Origin of the sequence: Flavobacterium sp. W22_SRS_FP1 (genome assembly GCF_052113685.1) — a bacterium.
In the GTDB taxonomy this organism is placed as follows: domain Bacteria; phylum Bacteroidota; class Bacteroidia; order Flavobacteriales; family Flavobacteriaceae; genus Flavobacterium.
The window spans coordinates 44,753-61,141 of sequence record NZ_JBGQOE010000013.1 but is presented as its reverse complement, the minus strand read 5'-3'; the positions used below and the strand labels follow the sequence as shown (position 1 = coordinate 61,141).

The window sequence follows — 16,389 nt, the reverse complement described above, 5'->3', positions numbered from 1 at the left end:
TAACAGTAATATTTGAAGCATATTATAACTAATATTTAGCACTATCAGATTTAAAAATAGTATCCATTTCCAAAAGAACAATACCATAATCTTAAAAACAAAAAAGGGGACCATTTACATGGTCCCCTTTTCTTATAGTTTAGAAAAAAATATTAGTATCCTCCTCTGTTTCCACCACCACGGTTTTCTCCACCACGGCTGTTTCCACCACCATAACCACCGCGTGAATCTCCACCACGACTGTTATTGTTAAAACTTCTTCTTTCTCCTTCTGGTTTTGGCTCAGATTTGTTAACCACAATTGCACGTCCTTGAACAGTAGCACCGTTCAATTCATCAATCGCTTTTTGAGCTTCATCATCATTCGTCATTTCAACAAAACCGAATCCTTTACTTCTTCCAGTAAATTTATCAGTAATAATTTTTACAGAATCAACTGCACCATAAGCCTCGAAAGACTCTCTTAAATCTGCTTCCTCAATACTGAATGGAAGGCTTCCAACAAAAATATTCATATGTACTTATTTATAATAATTGCAACAAATATAATGTTATTTTTTTATAACACACTATAAATTAGCTTATTTATGTTTTTATTTTAATTTAAAAAAAGGAACGAACTTCTAAAATGCCTAAATAAAAACCATTCCCAACAGGCGTTTACTTCCTAATTGGTTAGCACTTGCTGCCTTACGGGAACTTTATAAAAGACACCTTGTTGGAAATTCAAAACAGAACCTGCTAACGGATTGCTGTAAACATTTTCTGCATTAAATTTAAAAGTGCCCGTTACCGTATGGTTTACTTCATCATATTCTTTTATGACTATTTGGCCGTCGCCAATATCGATTCCAGTCGTGAAAGTAATTGCGCCATCACTGTCTGTCCTCACATAAGTTGCCGTCTTGGAAGTACTGGTTCCCAAGACATAGGTTTGAGCCGTTGTTGAAGTGGTCTTTAAAGTAATCACTTCGTTTCCGGAATAGGCCTCAATAACTAAAGCTCCACCCGGGCCTACTGAAGCTTTTGATTCAATAGCCCTCCAAAAGACATTGTCTTTTACCCCTTGAAAGGAAGGATTGTTAAAACTAACATCTTCCGCACAGGAGATTAAGGAAAACAGCACGATAATAAGAAGGATTTGTTTTTTCATAAAATGCATCTTTATACAAACAAAAGTATGCTATTATCCCTAAATAAACAGGATTAGTGTTAAAAAAATATTGACTAAAAAGACATAAAACAATCATATTCGTTATATTAAGGTCCTATTGTCATATTCCAAAAAATAGTATATCTTTGCACCCTTAATTAACAGAGGTCGAGTACCTCAAAATTTAATCATTTAGATTATGTCAGTAAAAATTAGATTACAAAGACACGGTAAAAAAGGAAAACCTTTTTACTGGGTTGTAGCAGCAGATGCTCGCTCAAAAAGAGACGGTAAATACTTAGAGAAAATCGGTACTTACAATCCAAACACAAACCCAGCAACTATCGACTTAAACCTTGATAGCGCAGTTAAATGGTTGCACAATGGTGCACAACCAACTGAAACTGCTAAAGCAATTCTTTCTTACAAAGGAGCTTTATTGAAACATCACCTTGACGGTGGTATCCGTAAAGGAGCCCTAACTCAAGAACAAGCTGATGCAAAATTAGCAACTTGGTTAGAAGCAAAAACTGGTACAGTTGATGCTAAAAAAGAAGGTTTGACTAAAACTCAAGCTGATGTTAAAGCTAAAGCTTTCAAAGCAGAACAAGATGTGAATGCAAAACGTTTAGCTGCAGCTGCAAAAGCTGAAGCAGATGCTATTGCTGCTGCTGCTCCTGCTGTTGAAGAAGAAGTTGCTGAAGTTGAATCAACTGAAGAAACTCCTGCTGCAGAAGAAAACAACGAAGAAACTCAAGCATAAATTTAGAAGCGAAGATGCGTAAAGAAGATTGTTTCTATTTAGGCAAAATCGCCAAAAAATTTAGTTTTAAAGGGGAAGTCCTTGCCTATTTAGACACGGACGAACCAGAGCTATACGAAAACTTGGAATCAGTGTTTGTTGAATGCAACAAACACTTGGTTCCTTTTTTTATTGAAAGCAGCTCGTTGCACAAAAACGACTTCCTTCGAATTCGCTTTGAAGACGTCAGTAATGAAGAAGAAGCCGATGCCATCATAGGTAACGATCTCTATCTTCCAATAAAAATGTTGCCCAAACTTAGCGGTAACAAATTCTATTTTCACGAAGTAATTGGTTTTGAAGTTGAAGACAAACGTCTTGGTTATGTTGGAGATATCCAATCCATCAATGACACCACTGCGCAACCTCTATTTGAAGTACTAAAAGGTGATGTGGAAATTCTCATACCCATGATTGATCATTTCCTTGTCAAAATTGACCGTGAGAACAAAAAAGTGATCATGGATTTGCCTGAAGGCCTAATCGAAATGTACCTTTAGAAAATTCTAATCGGTTATTTGTTTATTCGATTATCGTTAAAAATCTAAATAAACTAAAATTACGCATTTGTTTCCATGTCAAAATTTCAATTCAAACAATTCTCAATAGACCAAGACCGTTGTGCCATGAAAATAGGCACCGATGGCGTTTTGCTTGGCGCTTGGACACCAATTGAAAACAATCCGTTCAGTATATTGGATATAGGAACTGGAACAGGCATAATTGCCTTAATGTTAGCGCAACGCAGTCATGCCGAACAAATTGACGCGCTGGAGATTGACGAAGAAGCCTACGAACAATCGGTAGAAAATTTTGAAAACTCTCCTTGGAGCGATCGTTTATTCTGTTTTCATGCCGGTTTGCATGAATTCGTCGAAGAACCCGAAGACGAATACGACCTGATCATTTCCAATCCTCCATTTTACAATGAGGATTACAAAACCGAAAGTAAACAAAGAGATATGGCACGTTTTCAAGACGCCATGCCTTTTGAAGATCTCATCGAAGCAGCCGCTTTGTTGCTTTCAGAAAACGGTGTTTTTTCAGTGATAATTCCTTTCAAAGAAGAAGACACTTTTTTGACTCTTGCCAAGGAATACGAACTGTACCCGTTAAAAATCACCCGTGTTAAAGGCACACCTACAACCGATATTAAACGCAGTTTATTGGCTTTTGGCCAGACTGAAAATATTGATATAACTATCGACGAATTAATCATTGAAACCGAAAGACATATTTACACACCAGAATATATTGCGTTGACAAAGGAGTTTTATATGAAAATGTAATTCTTAAAAAGCACATTTGAATTCATAGTTCACCCCCCTACATTTCCCCAATTTACCCCATATATGTCCCTAGACTGCCATTTGATAGCGTCTTTACCCCTGCGCCTAAGAAAAAACAACTATTTCACATTGTTTGTTTAAAATTATAACATTCCATAGTGGTTTTGTTATATTTCTTTATGTAAATTTGTGCTGTAAAAACAACAAATCGCGCAAATTGCCTTAATTTTATGCTGAATCTAAAAGCACTAGTTAGCAACTGCCCTACCATTATAAAAAAACTCAATATGAAACCAGATTTATTTCAATCGCCAGATTATTACTTATTAGATGATTTATTATCTGAAGAACACAAATTAGTGCGCGATTCTGCACGTGCATGGGTAAAACGTGAAGTTTCCCCAATTATTGAAGAATATGCCCAAAAAGCGGAATTCCCAAAACAAATCATAAAAGGTTTGGGTGAAATTGGAGGTTTCGGCCCTTATATCCCTGTGGAATATGGCGGAGCTGGATTAGACCAAATTTCATACGGACTGATCATGCAAGAAATCGAACGCGGTGACTCAGGCGTACGTTCAACATCATCTGTGCAATCTTCTTTGGTAATGTATCCAATTTGGAAATACGGTAATGAAGAGCAAAGAATAAAATACTTACCAAAATTAGCTACTGGTGAATTTATCGGTTGTTTTGGTTTGACCGAACCTAATTATGGCTCAGACCCGGGAAGCATGATCACTAACTTTAAAGACATGGGTGACCATTATTTATTGAATGGCGCTAAAATGTGGATTTCCAATGCCCCTTTTGCCGATATTGCTATTGTTTGGGCAAAAGATGAAACAGGAAGAATTCACGGACTTATTGTAGAACGTGGAATGGAAGGTTTTTCTACGCCGGAAACGCATAACAAATGGTCACTTAGAGCTTCTTCGACAGGGGAGTTGATTTTTGACAATGTCAAAGTACCTAAAGAAAACTTGTTACCAAACAAATCAGGTTTAGGAGCACCGCTAGGTTGTTTAGATTCTGCTCGTTACGGTATCGCTTGGGGCGCCATTGGCGCTGCTATGGACTGCTACGATACGGCATTGCGTTATGCGAAAGAAAGAATCCAGTTCGACAAACCTATTGCAGGAACGCAATTACAACAAAAGAAACTAGCCGAAATGATTACCGAAATTACCAAAGCGCAATTGCTAACTTGGAGACTAGGTGTTTTGAGAAATGAAGGAAAGGCAACTACCGCTCAAATCTCTATGGCCAAAAGGAATAATGTAGATATGGCTGTTCAAATCGCCCGTGAAGCAAGACAAATGTTAGGTGCAATGGGAATAACAGGAGAATACTCCATTATGCGACACATGATGAATCTAGAATCCGTAATAACATACGAAGGAACGCATGACATCCACTTGCTAATAACAGGGATGGACATCACTGGAATTCCTGCTTTTAAATAGAAAAAAAACTATTACAGTATTTAAAAAATCGATAGTAAAAGCTTCTTGAAAACAAGAAGCTTTTTTATCTTTACACTAAAAATAAGACCTATGACTATTCAGCAAATTAACAAGACGATTGAACCACAAAAAAACATCTTGTTGCAACACCCGCTTTACAAAAAGGTCAAAACGATTGAAGATTTACAGTGTTTCCTTGAAAACCACGTGTTTGCAGTATGGGATTTCATGTCACTATTGAAGGCTTTACAATCAAAATTAACCTGCACAACTACACCATGGTTCGCTACCAAAAACCCTGAAACCCGGTATTTAATTAATGAAATCGTAGTTGCTGAAGAATCAGACCTTTCAATTGACGGTCGTAGACAAAGCCACTACGAAATGTATGTTGAAGCAATGCATGATTGCGGAGCAAACACATCAGAGATTGATAACTTTTTGGCGGAAGTAAATTCATTACAAAATATTTTTGTTGCCATAAAAACAAGCCCCTTACACCCTAACGTAAAATCGTTTCTAGACTTTACTTTTAGAGTAATTGAAGAAGGAAAACCCCATGAAATAGCAGCCGCTTTTACCTTCGGAAGAGAAGATTTAATTCCAGATATGTTTACCGCTATCTTGAAAAATTTTCAAGAAAACTTTCCCGAAACCGACCTAAGCAAATTGATTTATTATTTTGAAAGACACATCGAACTAGACTCTGACACTCACGGTCCTATGGCAATGCAAATGATAAATGAACTTTGCGGAACGGATGTTCAGAAATGGGCAGAAGTTGAAGAAATAGCTAAAATGGCTTTAGACAAACGGATCGGATTATGGGACGCAATCGAAGAAAGCCTTACTGCAAAAGTAGCCATGGCGTAAAACGAATTATGAATTAATAGCCTTTCTTTCGCAAAGTACTTTCGCAGAGAATACAGCGTAAAGTTTATATCCTTTAACGAAATAGTTGTTTACGAAGACAACGCTTTTATAATAGACGAATTGTACTGATCAGAAATAGCTTAATCATTATTTTTGGAGCAAATATGACTCGCAGCTGCTAAAATCTTAGACAAGTAAAAAAGTCCCGAAATATCGGGACTTTTTTTATTAATTTTCTGGAGCCAACTCTAGTTCTAAACCTTCTAAGCTTTCAGTGATTGGGATTTGACAGCCCAACCGACTGTTAGGCTTTACGTAGAACGCCTCTGATAGCATTGCCTCTTCATCATCTCCCATTTCAGGCAAAACAATATCGTTAAGCACATAGCATTGACAAGAAGCACACATTGCCATTCCGCCACAAGTTCCTTCAACAGGAAGCTCATACGCTTTACACAATTCCATGATATTCATCGCCATGTCTGTTGGAGCTTGCAAATCATGAACTACTCCTTCTCTATCTTTAATCTTTATTAATACATCCATTTATTAAATATTCGAATTGGTTGGTTAATCGAGTCTCTAGTTTTACGTTAGGGATAAAATCAAGCTATCGCGGTAGCGATTATAGCCCGACCTCTTTTAGAAAAAAGGGGTCTCAACAAAAACTCAGACAGTCTTTTTTTCTAAAAGCTGAAACGCTCCTTTATACATTTAAAGAATATTTACAACAGTTTCAATTTGTGGCGCAAACCTTTTGATAGTGGTCTCCACTCCTGCTCTTAGTGTCATTTGGTTGACACTACAGCTGGTGCATGCTCCTTCAAGTCGTACTTTGACATGTTTGCCTTCCTCAATGGAAACTAGCGAAATGTCACCGCCGTCAGAATTCAAAAAAGGCCTAATTTCTTCCAGCGCTTTTTGAACTTCAATCATTAATTCATCTGTAGTCATTTTATTCTGTTTGAAAGATTTAAAACATTAGAAATCTAAAGTCATAATCTTATATTATTTTTTCTTTACCGCTGAACAGCCAGCCATCGTAGTAATTTTAACAGCTTCAGTAGCTGGTAAACTTTCATTTCTACTTACTACTTCTTGCACAACATTTCTAGTCACCTCATCAAATATATGCTCGATAGGCGATGCGGTTTGCATTGCAGCAGGACGACCATAATCTCCAGCCTCACGAATAGATTGTACAATTGGAATTTCTCCTAAGAATGGAACGTTTAAATCTTCGGCAAGGTCTTTGGCACCTTCTTTTCCAAAAATATAATATTTGTTTTCGGGTAATTCTTCTGGTGTAAAATAAGCCATGTTTTCAATAATTCCGAGAACAGGCACATTAATAGCCTCAGACATAAACATCGAAACCCCTTTTTTAGCATCGGCCAAAGCCACAGCTTGAGGTGTGCTTACGATTACGACACCGGTAATTGGCAAAGATTGCACAATAGAAAGGTGAACATCTCCAGTTCCTGGTGGTAAATCAACTAGCAAAAAATCTAGTTCTCCCCAATCAGCGTCAAATATCATTTGATTCAAGGCTTTAGAAGCCATTGGTCCTCTCCAGATTACGGCCTGACTTGGGGCTGTAAAAAACCCAATAGAGAGTATTTTAACTTCGTAACTTTCGACCGGTTTCATTTTTGACTTACCGTCCACTGTGACCGAAACGGGCTTCTCTCCCTCCACATCAAACATGATTGGCATAGATGGTCCGTAAATATCCGCATCAAGTATTCCTACTGAAAATCCCATCTTAGCTAGAGTTACGGCTAGGTTTGCGGTAACAGTAGACTTTCCTACTCCACCTTTACCCGAGGCAACTCCAATTATGTTTTTTATTCCTGGAATCGCTTTCCCCTTAACTTCGGGTTTATCAGGAATTTCTACTTTACTGTTGATTTTTATTTTGGCATCAGGAGACACAATTTCTAGGATGGCTTTTTTAATGTCATCTTCAGCTCGTTTTTTGATATGCATTGCCGGTGTATGCAAAACTAAATCGACCACTACCTCATCTCCAAAAGTGACCACGTTTGCTATCGCTCCACCGTCTACCATATTCTTTCCTTCTCCAGCTATAGTAATTGTCTCTAAAGCTTTAAGAATGTCTTTTCTCTCTAATTTCATTATAAGTTTACTATTTTCAATTGATTTTTATAGCCGAAACGTTATGTTTATTTAAACTCATTTCAGATTGTAAAGATAACAGATTAAGTTCTTATAACAGTCCTTTTTGTATTCCATTTATCGATGCGAAAATCAGTAGGAATTATAGGTAGGGATTAATCCGCTATTTAACAACTGCGAATGGACGAAGCCTTATATTTCGGGGCAGTAACTGTATCCTGATCGTTCTTATTATGACATTACATCTGGAGTCCAAAAGTGCTTTTCGAAATCAACAATTTGATTGTCAACTATCAAGATACCCTCGCTTTCTAACAGTTGCTGCATGAGATTTGTACCGTCAAAATGGAATTTCCCTGTCAGTAAGCCATTCCTATTTACGACACGATGTGCGGGAATATCGTTCTTAGCGTGCGAGGCATTCATTGCCCAGCCTACCATCCTTGCAGAACGCGCAGTCCCAAGCGCTTTGGCGATAGCACCATAGGAGGTGACCTTCCCGTATGGTATTTGCTTAGCAATAATATATACTCTTTCGAAAAAATTGTCGTTCGACATGGATTTAACTATTTTATGAAGGACCCGCTAGATAATTTCAGCTTTTACTTATCTATATAGTAACTTACAATATTGAATAAAGTTCCGACTGCAACTAAACCGGTAATACTACCGATAATGGTATTCATATTTCTCAACAAATAATCGGCCTTGCTCTCTATTCTCTGAAAGAATGTAACATAAAAATAAAACACAAGGGCGGATCCCAATACAACACCACTGACAAAAATAAAAATTGATCCTATGTCAAAGGAAAAAAGATTATAGGACGATAGTGTAATACTCACGAAAACATAATATGGTATGGGGAAAAAATTGAGAGCTGAAAGCAACATGCCCAGAAAAAAGCGTTTCTTTTGGCTCCTCTTTTTAATTTTGGTTTTCTTGATTTTTGGTGCTTTTGCTAACACTAAAAAATACACAGTCAATGCTCCAAAAATACCAAATCCTACTTCACGCAATAATATGACTATATCAGGACGAATATCTATAACCTGAGCGAATAAAATAGCCAGATAGGCTTGAAAAAAGATAACGATTACCGCACCAAGCACAAACCAAAATGCATTTCTTTTCCCTTCTTTAAGATTCACTTTGGCTGCGGTCATATTGATTAATCCCGGAGGACTAATTCCTATGACAGCAGTGATGAAGCCTAAAAAGTAAGGTAAGATTAAATTCATTTAGCTGGGTTCAAAACATTTAATATTGGCGACTGTTCCAAATATAAAAGTGCTATTATTCTTTAATTTTAAACCGAATATACGTAATTGCCTTATTAACTTCCAAATATTGTTTTTCATAAAAAGTCTGAAACGCAGTCACTTCCTCCGGACTTCCTTCATTTACGTATACATTATGATTGGCGTACAGTACTTCGTGACCTTCACCGTGCAGCAAACCTAAGGTATACCCATGCATGAATTCACTATCAGTTTTTAGGTTAACTACACCGTCTTTCTTCAATACTTTTTTATACAATTGCAAGAACTCCGAATTAGTCATACGGTGCTTCGTTCTCTTGTATTTTATTTGCGGATCTGGGAAAGTAATCCATATTTCGTCAACTTCATTTTCGGCAAAAACATGATTTATCAATTCGATTTGAGTTCGAATGAAAGCCACATTATGCAATTCTTCATCAACAGCTGTTTTAGCCCCACGCCAAAAACGAGCTCCTTTGATATCGATACCTACAAAGTTTTTTTTAGGGTATTTTTGAGCCAAACCTACAGAATATTCGCCTTTACCACAGCCTAATTCAAGTACTAACGGATTGTCATTCTTAAAGAAATCGGAATTCCACTTGCCTCTTAAAGGAAATAAATCCGCAACTACTTCTTCTCTTGTTGGCTGAAAAACGTTACTAAACGTTTCGTTTTCCATAAATCTTTTTAACTTATTTTTGCTTCCCACGATTTTTAAAATATTTGCGCAAAATTAAGGAAATATATAAGACAGAAGGTAACGGCAGAGAATTATTTAATATTCTTCTACGTTTTAGTAATAAAACTCCTCGACCCTATTTCAACTAGCCATTTTTCTTTATAAAAATTATAGTTTTTCAGTAAAAGATCAAATTGACAGTTGTTAACTGCAATAAAAATATGGGTGAGCAGTTTGATTAATTAAAAGGCAATACGACAAAACCCTCGTAAAGTATCGAAAAGTCAAACAGATTACATAAATATTTAATTCATCGGTTGGCTATCGATACCGAAAGTAGTTCTTTTCATTACTGCCTTATTGTACCTTCTATAATATTTTTCAAAATAAAAAATTTAAGACATTCCAAGTAAGAAGAAACAAAATGTATCGAAAAATGTTTTTAATTGGCACACTCAATCGGAAACAGAGTTTCATCGTTTTATGACAAGTTCAGCTCACTAATTTAAACGCTTTTTTAATAACAGCATCTGATTTAAGCCCAAATCTTAAGGTTCTTTACTGAGAAATATATTATTACAAATTCCCAGAGGTAAATAACTAAAAAGCTATCTCCTCTCTTTTTCTAAGCTAATTAGCAACTCGTCATCTTTAGCCGATTTGACCTTTACTACCTCATCAACATTATCATTAGGGATGGTCATAGACAAAACATAGTGTTTAATTTTCCACTCTTCTCCTATTTTTACCAATACCCCTGAACCTCTACAAATTTTCATTTGGGTTTTCAGTAATTCGTCAAACCAAGCCACTTCAGCTGTCTTGTCAAAATAAATGTGACGTTCCAGAGGGCTAAAACTCCATGCTTTCCCTTTATCGAAAAAAGGTTTGGCATAGGCTTGAAATTCCGCCTTGTTCCAGTTCTCGGTCGCATCGGTACCTATGAAAATGGCATCTTCAGTCATGAATTTGAAATAGTGACTATATTTCGCTTCAGCTGCGGCTTTGTGCCAGGCATCAAGTACCGTGTTGATTTTTTCTTTATCTTTCTTTCCATCAAACTTACTGATGGTAAAAGCAGAACATAATAAAAATACAAACGAGAGAAGAAATATGTTTTTCATACTTAGATTATTTTAAGTTTTTTGTACACGACTAAAACTCGGTGTCTTAACCGAAGTCAGAGCCTTACTTGTCCTAGATGACTCTCTTCAAATCAGGATAGGTAAATATAGCCTTTATAGACAAATGATTGCAAATCGCAGGTAAGTCAATAGCGACTGTGGATTTTATCAAAAATGTCACGAGACGGACGTGAATTTAGTAGCATTACACTTGATAAAATAGTACTCATACGTCCGAAAATTAGACCAAACCACATTCGACAATACCCATAAAAAAATGACAGCTTTTCTATTTAAGAAAACTGTCATTTTTTATTTATTTGCCACTATCCAAAATCTAAAGTTTAATGCTCCTTTTGTTTTTCAAAAGAAGTTGATAGTGTTTTTTTTATCTTATCTAAGGCACCGTGAAAAGCTTTCTCTGTTGAGTCAGCATGTTCAGTCACAACTAGCGGCTGCATTTTGACAGGGCGAGCTTCTATGACGCATTTTTTATCATTGGTGCCAGACTTATCGCCATTCTCATCGGCAAAATAAACTTCAATACGAGTTATTCTATCATCAAAGCGCGAAAGTGCTTTTTCAATTTCACTAGAAAAATAGGTTTCTTGTCTTTCGTTTCCTTCTACATTTTTGTCGGTGTTGATTTGTATCTTCATATTAGTATCGATTTATGATTGTACTCCAAATCTAATCTTAATAACACGAAGAAACGAAGCTATTAGTAAAACATTATGAAAGTATGGAAATTCAGCAATCTGACAGCATCTATAAACTAGACAACATCCTAGCGGAGCTCCTTTTCTACAAGGCTTCACCCCGAAGTAAAGAACCAAGTGAGCACGCAAAAATTTTCGCACAACTTTATCATCCATTGTTACGAAAATATCAGTACTTAAAAAGCCGACGAAACTTAATAGTACTTTTACAAGGCACTTTTTATGCACCATTCTTTAAAAATCAAGCAGCTAAACCTATTTTTATTGTCAACAATCTGTTTTATAATTTATTAGCTCTTTTTTTTTCTTTTTAATTATATTTAGCGCGAGAGTTATGCAAGACACGAATGATAAAATTTAAGCCCTCCCCTTTTCTAATTCCTTTTTTATCATTAATTTCAATTCTGATTTTTTGCGCAACTATAGAAGTTGACGTAAAAAAAAAAACCATCGTCCTGCTTTACAAACGTAGACGATGACACACAAGTAAGTCCTTTCGATAATTTCAATTTACCTACAAACACTAACTTGACAAAAAATACTATAATAAGAGATGAAAAAGTCAGCTCTGACATAGGCTATATAATCTCCAAAAAAGAACGCAATAACCCACACTTCACTGCAGAAAGCTCGGCCGAAAGTTACTTTGCTGAAGATTGCGGCGGACAAAAAAGTAAAAATCTTTAAAGCCCTTTATAGATTCCGCATCAGTAGACAATCTAAAGACCCTACTATTGAGAATTTCTAAAATTAATGCATTTCTAAATGATAGGACCTATTACGAACTTATTCTAAAAATCTCGATCTTTGCATGGGAAGCCTTTTGCTATTTAAACAACTTTTTTAACTTTTTATACCGAATTTAGTTGCTTAAGCTTTTACAGTTCTCCTTCCTTTTTTCGTATCTTTATGTCTGTAAATCAAATAGTAACGGCATGAAAAGTTTCCTAATTTCATTTCTTTTTCCCATTTGCTGGTTTTTGTTTCTGGTTTTTCCCGTTGATACAAAAGCAAGTAACGGGAAAGCTGAGGACAAATATAAAGCGTTGACCTATCAAAGAATCCCTTCCTTTCCGGCTCTTGCTTTTGACAGCACCCTAATAGGCCCTTTTTTTAAAAAATACGCCAAACTGAAATACCTGAGACCAGAGGTACTAGAGCTTTACAGAAAACACGAATACAACTACCTGTGGTACGACAACAATGGCAGGAATGAGTTTGCGGATTTACTGTTTGACAAAATCAACAACCTAGATCAGGAAGGCCTACAAATCAAGGTTCCCTATCAGGAGAAAATACGCAGCCTATTTCTAGAGGCTGACAGCAACGAAAACCCAGAGTTAGAAGTAGAACTATTGATGTCCTCACTCTATTTCTTTTACGCAGATCGAGTGTTCAAGGGAATTGAGCGTACTAAATCGGAAGAACTGGGTTGGTATTTACCGCGAAAAAAACAATCGTACGTTAACCGCTTGGACTCCTTGCTACTTGATCCTAGTCTTATCAACAAACCAGACAAAGACCTTCTAGGACAGTATTACCTATTAAAATCGGCGCTGGAAGATTATCGCAACATTGAGAAAAAAGGAGGCTGGAGCCCTATTGTATTACCTCCAAAGATGAAATCGCTAAAGCCGGGTGATACTGCGGCCGTAATCCTGCAAATCAGAAACCGACTCTTTACCAGCGGTGATTTAAAAAACGATTCTAAGAAAAATGAGTATGATAAAGAGCTCCTAGCAGGAGTTTTGAAATATAAGCAGCGGAATGCCTTTACTCCAGATCCAGAACTACAATCCAAACATATTAAGGACATGAACGTTCCGGTACAGGAGCGCATAAAAACCTTGATGGTTAATATGGAGCGCTGCCGCTGGCTTTCGCCTAGTTTGACTAAAAACGAACAATATATCGTGGTGAATATCCCCTCCTTTACTCTCACTTACTTCAAGAACGGCAAACCCGCTTTGATTTCCAAAGTAGTTGTGGGAAAGTCCCTAAACAAAACGGTGGTATTTACTGGTCAGATGAGCCAGATTATTTTTAGTCCTTACTGGAATGTGCCCCCAAGTATTTTGCGAAAAGAGATTTTGCCTGCGATCTCCAAAAACCGAAACTATCTTGCAAAAAACGACATGGAATGGGTAGGGAACCGCGTGCGGCAGAGACCTGGTGAGCTAAATGCATTAGGTAAGGTAAAGTTTGTATTCCCGAATTCTCATACTATTTTTATGCATGACACACCCGCGAAAAGTCTATTTGATAGAGAGCAAAGAGCTTTTAGCCATGGTTGCATACGCTTAGAAAAACCAAGGGAGCTCGCCATTAAGGTTCTGGAAGACGACAAAAACTGGCCAGTAGAAAAAATAGACGAGGCCATGAATCGCGAAGTAGAAAAAACCTATAACCTGAAGACAAAAATCCCAGTTTACATTGGCTACTTCACTTCCTGGGTAGATCGCGAAGGAGAAGTTCATTTTTATGACGATATTTATGGTCATGACGAAAGATTACTAGAAACCTTGCTTACGGATTAAGTTTCGTGATATGTTGCAGCCATTTATTAAATAAAAAACGCCACTCTTTCGAATGGCGTTCTTGAAAATTATAAATCTTAGATTCCCAACTGCCATAGCCCTGATGGCAGCGGCATCTCCCGATTTAGAAAAACAAGGCTTTTTTCAAGCCGTAGTTTTTATTTATCGGGAATACAGCGGACAGCAGGAAATAGCTCCTGAAATAAATCCTTATTCTACTTTTGGCAATACTTTAAATCCCATATTGTACAGGGTGAAAGCCTGGATATCCACGTTTTCCTGAATGGTGGCCGAAACTGATTTCCCAGCTCCGTGGCCTGCTTTGACATCGATGCGAATTAAGGTAGGATGGTTTCCATCTTGTTTTTCTTGTAACTCAGCCGCAAACTTAAAACTGTGCGCCGGCACAACCCTGTCGTCATGATCGCCTGTAGTAACCATTGTCGCTGGATATTGTGTGCCTGCTTTTACATTGTGGACTGGAGAATAGCCTTTGATGTATTTGAACATGGCCTGGCTGTCCTGAGCTGTTCCGTAATCGTACGCCCAACCCGCACCAGAGGTGAAAGTATGGTAACGCAACATGTCCATCACGCCCACGGCCGGTAAAGCGACTTTCATCAACTCTGGTCGTTGCGTCATCGCTGCCCCTACAAGCAAACCTCCATTTGAACCACCACGAACGGCAAGAAAATCAGAGGAGGTATACTTTTGCGCAATCAGGTATTCCGCCGCCGCAATGAAATCGTCAAACACGTTTTGTTTTTGCATTTTGGTTCCCGCATCGTGCCATCTTTTACCGTATTCTCCGCCGCCTCGTAAATTAGGAACGGCAAACACACCTCCATTTTCCATCCATACTGCATTAGAAATGCTGAAGCTTGGCGTTAAACTGATATTAAATCCTCCATAACCATAAAGCATAGTTGGGTTCTTTCCATCGAGTTCTAGTCCTTTTTTATGCGTGATAATCATTGGTATTCTAGTTCCATCCTTTGAGGTGTAAAAAACCTGTTTGGATTCGTAGTCCACGCTTTTAAAATCCACTTTTGGTTTTTCATATACTGTTGATTCCCCTGATTTAGGTTCCAACGAATATATAGTTCCCGGTGTAGTATAGTTCGTAAAGGAATAATATACCATTATGTCTTTTTTCTTTCCACTAAAACCTCCCGCTGTTCCAAGTCCGGGCAATTGAATGTCGCGAATCAGATTGCCCGAATAGTCGTATTGCTTTATTGCCGAAACCGCATCAATCATATAATTAGCAAAAATAAAACCGCTACAGGTTGACGGAGACAATACATTCTCAGTTTCAGGAATGAAGTCTTTCCAGTTTTCTGCTTTTGGGTTGCTGACGTCCACGGTTACGATGCGTTTATTAGGCGCATTCAAATCAGTAACTATAAACAGCTTGCTTCCATCATTGTCCATAACATAGTTGTCACTATTGAAGTTGTCTACTATGGTAATAATGGGACTGTCTGCCTTGGTCAGATCTTTAATGAATAACTCGTTTCCGTAAGTCGAAGTCGAAGCGGTTATAACCAAATAACGGTCGTCCTCCGTCACGCTTCCGCCAACATATCTTCTTTTTTGGTCTGCGCCAAAGATTACTCTGTCCTCTTTCTGGGAAGTTCCCAGTTTATGGAAATACAATTTGTGCTGATCCGTTTTTGCCGATAATTCGCTTCCTTTTGGCTTATCATAACTGGAGTAATAAAAACCTTCATTTCCTTTCCAAGACAAACCGCTAAATTTGACATCAATTATAGTGTCTTCCATAACCTTGTTTGTCAAGGCATCCATCAAGATCACTTTTCTCCAGTCGCTTCCCCCTTCGGATATAGCATAGGCAACTTTAGAACCGTCTCTTGAGAAATCTAATACACCAAGGGAAGTGGTTCCGTCTTTAGAAAACGTATTAGGATCCAGAAAAATAGATTCTTTTCCCGCTTTGTCTTTTCTATATAGTACAGACTGGTTTTGCAAACCGTCATTTTTATAGTAATAAGTGAAATCACCCTCTATAAAGGGAGCACTTATTTTTTCATAATTCCACAGTTTCTCTAGCCGATTTTTCAAGGCGTTACGAAAAGGAATCTGTTCCAAATAAGCGTAGGTCACTTTGTTCTGCGCTTCTACCCAAGCCGCAGTTTCGCCAGAGCGATCATCCTCTAACCACCGGTAGGGGTCATTTACTTTAGTGCCAAAATACACATCAACGGTTTCCCCTTTTTTGGTTTCGGGATATTCTATTGGATTGTTATTCTGTCCAAAAGATGCTATTGTGGGGATTAACGCCATAATCAAAATTAGTTTTTTCATTGATATCATTTTATT

At 37.5% G+C, this 16,389-nt stretch carries 17 protein-coding genes; 6 read left to right on the top strand and 11 right to left on the bottom strand.

Going from position 1 to position 16,389, the window contains the following annotated elements:
* Positions 1-152: 152 nt before the first annotated feature.
* Complete coding sequence (locus ACEN2H_RS09195) at positions 153-515, bottom strand: RNA recognition motif domain-containing protein (protein WP_007137132.1); 363 nt, start codon at positions 513-515, stop codon at positions 153-155.
* Positions 516-667: 152 nt separating this feature from the next.
* Positions 668-1,153, bottom strand: coding sequence for a DUF6252 family protein (locus ACEN2H_RS09190; RefSeq protein ID WP_441732041.1), 486 nt, complete (start codon positions 1,151-1,153; stop codon positions 668-670).
* Between the two features lie 199 nt (positions 1,154-1,352).
* On the opposite strand from ACEN2H_RS09190, the gene ACEN2H_RS09185 reads away from it, so the two are divergent.
* The 5 genes from ACEN2H_RS09185 (at position 1,353) to ACEN2H_RS09165 (ending at position 5,583) form a co-directional block, all read left to right on the top strand.
* Positions 1,353-1,916, top strand: a complete 564-nt coding sequence (locus ACEN2H_RS09185; RefSeq protein WP_331580908.1) for a 30S ribosomal protein S16 — start codon at positions 1,353-1,355, stop codon at positions 1,914-1,916.
* Between the two features lie 14 nt (positions 1,917-1,930).
* Positions 1,931-2,455, top strand: a complete 525-nt coding sequence (gene rimM / locus ACEN2H_RS09180) for a ribosome maturation factor RimM (protein ID WP_441732039.1) — start codon at positions 1,931-1,933, stop codon at positions 2,453-2,455.
* 75 nt (positions 2,456-2,530) lie between these two features.
* On the top strand, positions 2,531-3,244 hold the full coding sequence (locus tag ACEN2H_RS09175; RefSeq protein ID WP_441732038.1) for a tRNA1(Val) (adenine(37)-N6)-methyltransferase: 714 nt from the start codon (positions 2,531-2,533) through the stop codon (positions 3,242-3,244).
* 287 nt (positions 3,245-3,531) lie between these two features.
* Positions 3,532-4,710, top strand: coding sequence for an acyl-CoA dehydrogenase family protein (locus ACEN2H_RS09170; RefSeq protein ID WP_441732037.1), 1,179 nt, complete (start codon positions 3,532-3,534; stop codon positions 4,708-4,710).
* Between the two features lie 90 nt (positions 4,711-4,800).
* Positions 4,801-5,583, top strand: a complete 783-nt coding sequence (locus ACEN2H_RS09165) for a DUF3050 domain-containing protein (RefSeq protein ID WP_441732036.1) — start codon at positions 4,801-4,803, stop codon at positions 5,581-5,583.
* Positions 5,584-5,811: 228 nt separating this feature from the next.
* Here ACEN2H_RS09165 and ACEN2H_RS09160 read toward each other — a convergent pair whose 3' ends face one another.
* The 8 genes from ACEN2H_RS09160 to ACEN2H_RS09125 all read right to left on the bottom strand — a co-directional run bounded on the left by ACEN2H_RS09160 (position 5,812) and on the right by ACEN2H_RS09125 (position 11,449).
* Positions 5,812-6,129 (bottom strand): 2Fe-2S iron-sulfur cluster-binding protein, encoded by a 318-nt coding sequence (locus tag ACEN2H_RS09160; RefSeq protein WP_441732035.1) that lies wholly within the window; start codon positions 6,127-6,129, stop codon positions 5,812-5,814.
* Positions 6,130-6,297: 168 nt separating this feature from the next.
* Positions 6,298-6,537 (bottom strand): NifU family protein, encoded by a 240-nt coding sequence (locus tag ACEN2H_RS09155; protein ID WP_441732034.1) that lies wholly within the window; start codon positions 6,535-6,537, stop codon positions 6,298-6,300.
* Between the two features lie 54 nt (positions 6,538-6,591).
* Positions 6,592-7,722: a P-loop NTPase gene (locus ACEN2H_RS09150; protein WP_441732033.1), complete on the bottom strand. Its 1,131-nt coding sequence runs from the start codon at positions 7,720-7,722 to the stop codon at positions 6,592-6,594.
* Positions 7,723-7,953: 231 nt separating this feature from the next.
* A complete protein-coding gene (locus ACEN2H_RS09145; RefSeq protein WP_441732031.1) occupies positions 7,954-8,280 on the bottom strand; it encodes an MGMT family protein in 327 nt (108 codons plus the stop codon).
* A gap of 44 nt (positions 8,281-8,324) precedes the next feature.
* The gene (locus ACEN2H_RS09140; protein ID WP_441732030.1) at positions 8,325-8,963 is read right to left on the bottom strand and encodes a LysE family transporter; all 639 of its coding nucleotides are present in this window, start codon (positions 8,961-8,963) and stop codon (positions 8,325-8,327) included.
* A gap of 55 nt (positions 8,964-9,018) precedes the next feature.
* A complete protein-coding gene (gene trmB / locus ACEN2H_RS09135) occupies positions 9,019-9,696 on the bottom strand; it encodes a tRNA (guanosine(46)-N7)-methyltransferase TrmB (protein WP_441732029.1) in 678 nt (225 codons plus the stop codon).
* Between the two features lie 578 nt (positions 9,697-10,274).
* Entirely contained in the window at positions 10,275-10,790 is a 516-nt protein-coding gene (locus ACEN2H_RS09130; protein ID WP_441732028.1) for a nuclear transport factor 2 family protein, read from the bottom strand.
* Positions 10,791-11,134: 344 nt separating this feature from the next.
* A complete protein-coding gene (locus ACEN2H_RS09125; protein WP_441732027.1) occupies positions 11,135-11,449 on the bottom strand; it encodes an HPF/RaiA family ribosome-associated protein in 315 nt (104 codons plus the stop codon).
* 995 nt (positions 11,450-12,444) lie between these two features.
* Between ACEN2H_RS09125 and ACEN2H_RS09120 the strand changes: the two genes are divergently transcribed.
* A complete protein-coding gene (locus ACEN2H_RS09120) occupies positions 12,445-14,046 on the top strand; it encodes a L,D-transpeptidase family protein (protein ID WP_441732026.1) in 1,602 nt (533 codons plus the stop codon).
* Positions 14,047-14,256: 210 nt separating this feature from the next.
* Here ACEN2H_RS09120 and ACEN2H_RS09115 read toward each other — a convergent pair whose 3' ends face one another.
* Complete coding sequence (locus tag ACEN2H_RS09115; protein WP_441732077.1) at positions 14,257-16,353, bottom strand: prolyl oligopeptidase family serine peptidase; 2,097 nt, start codon at positions 16,351-16,353, stop codon at positions 14,257-14,259.
* Positions 16,354-16,389: the final 36 nt, after the last annotated feature.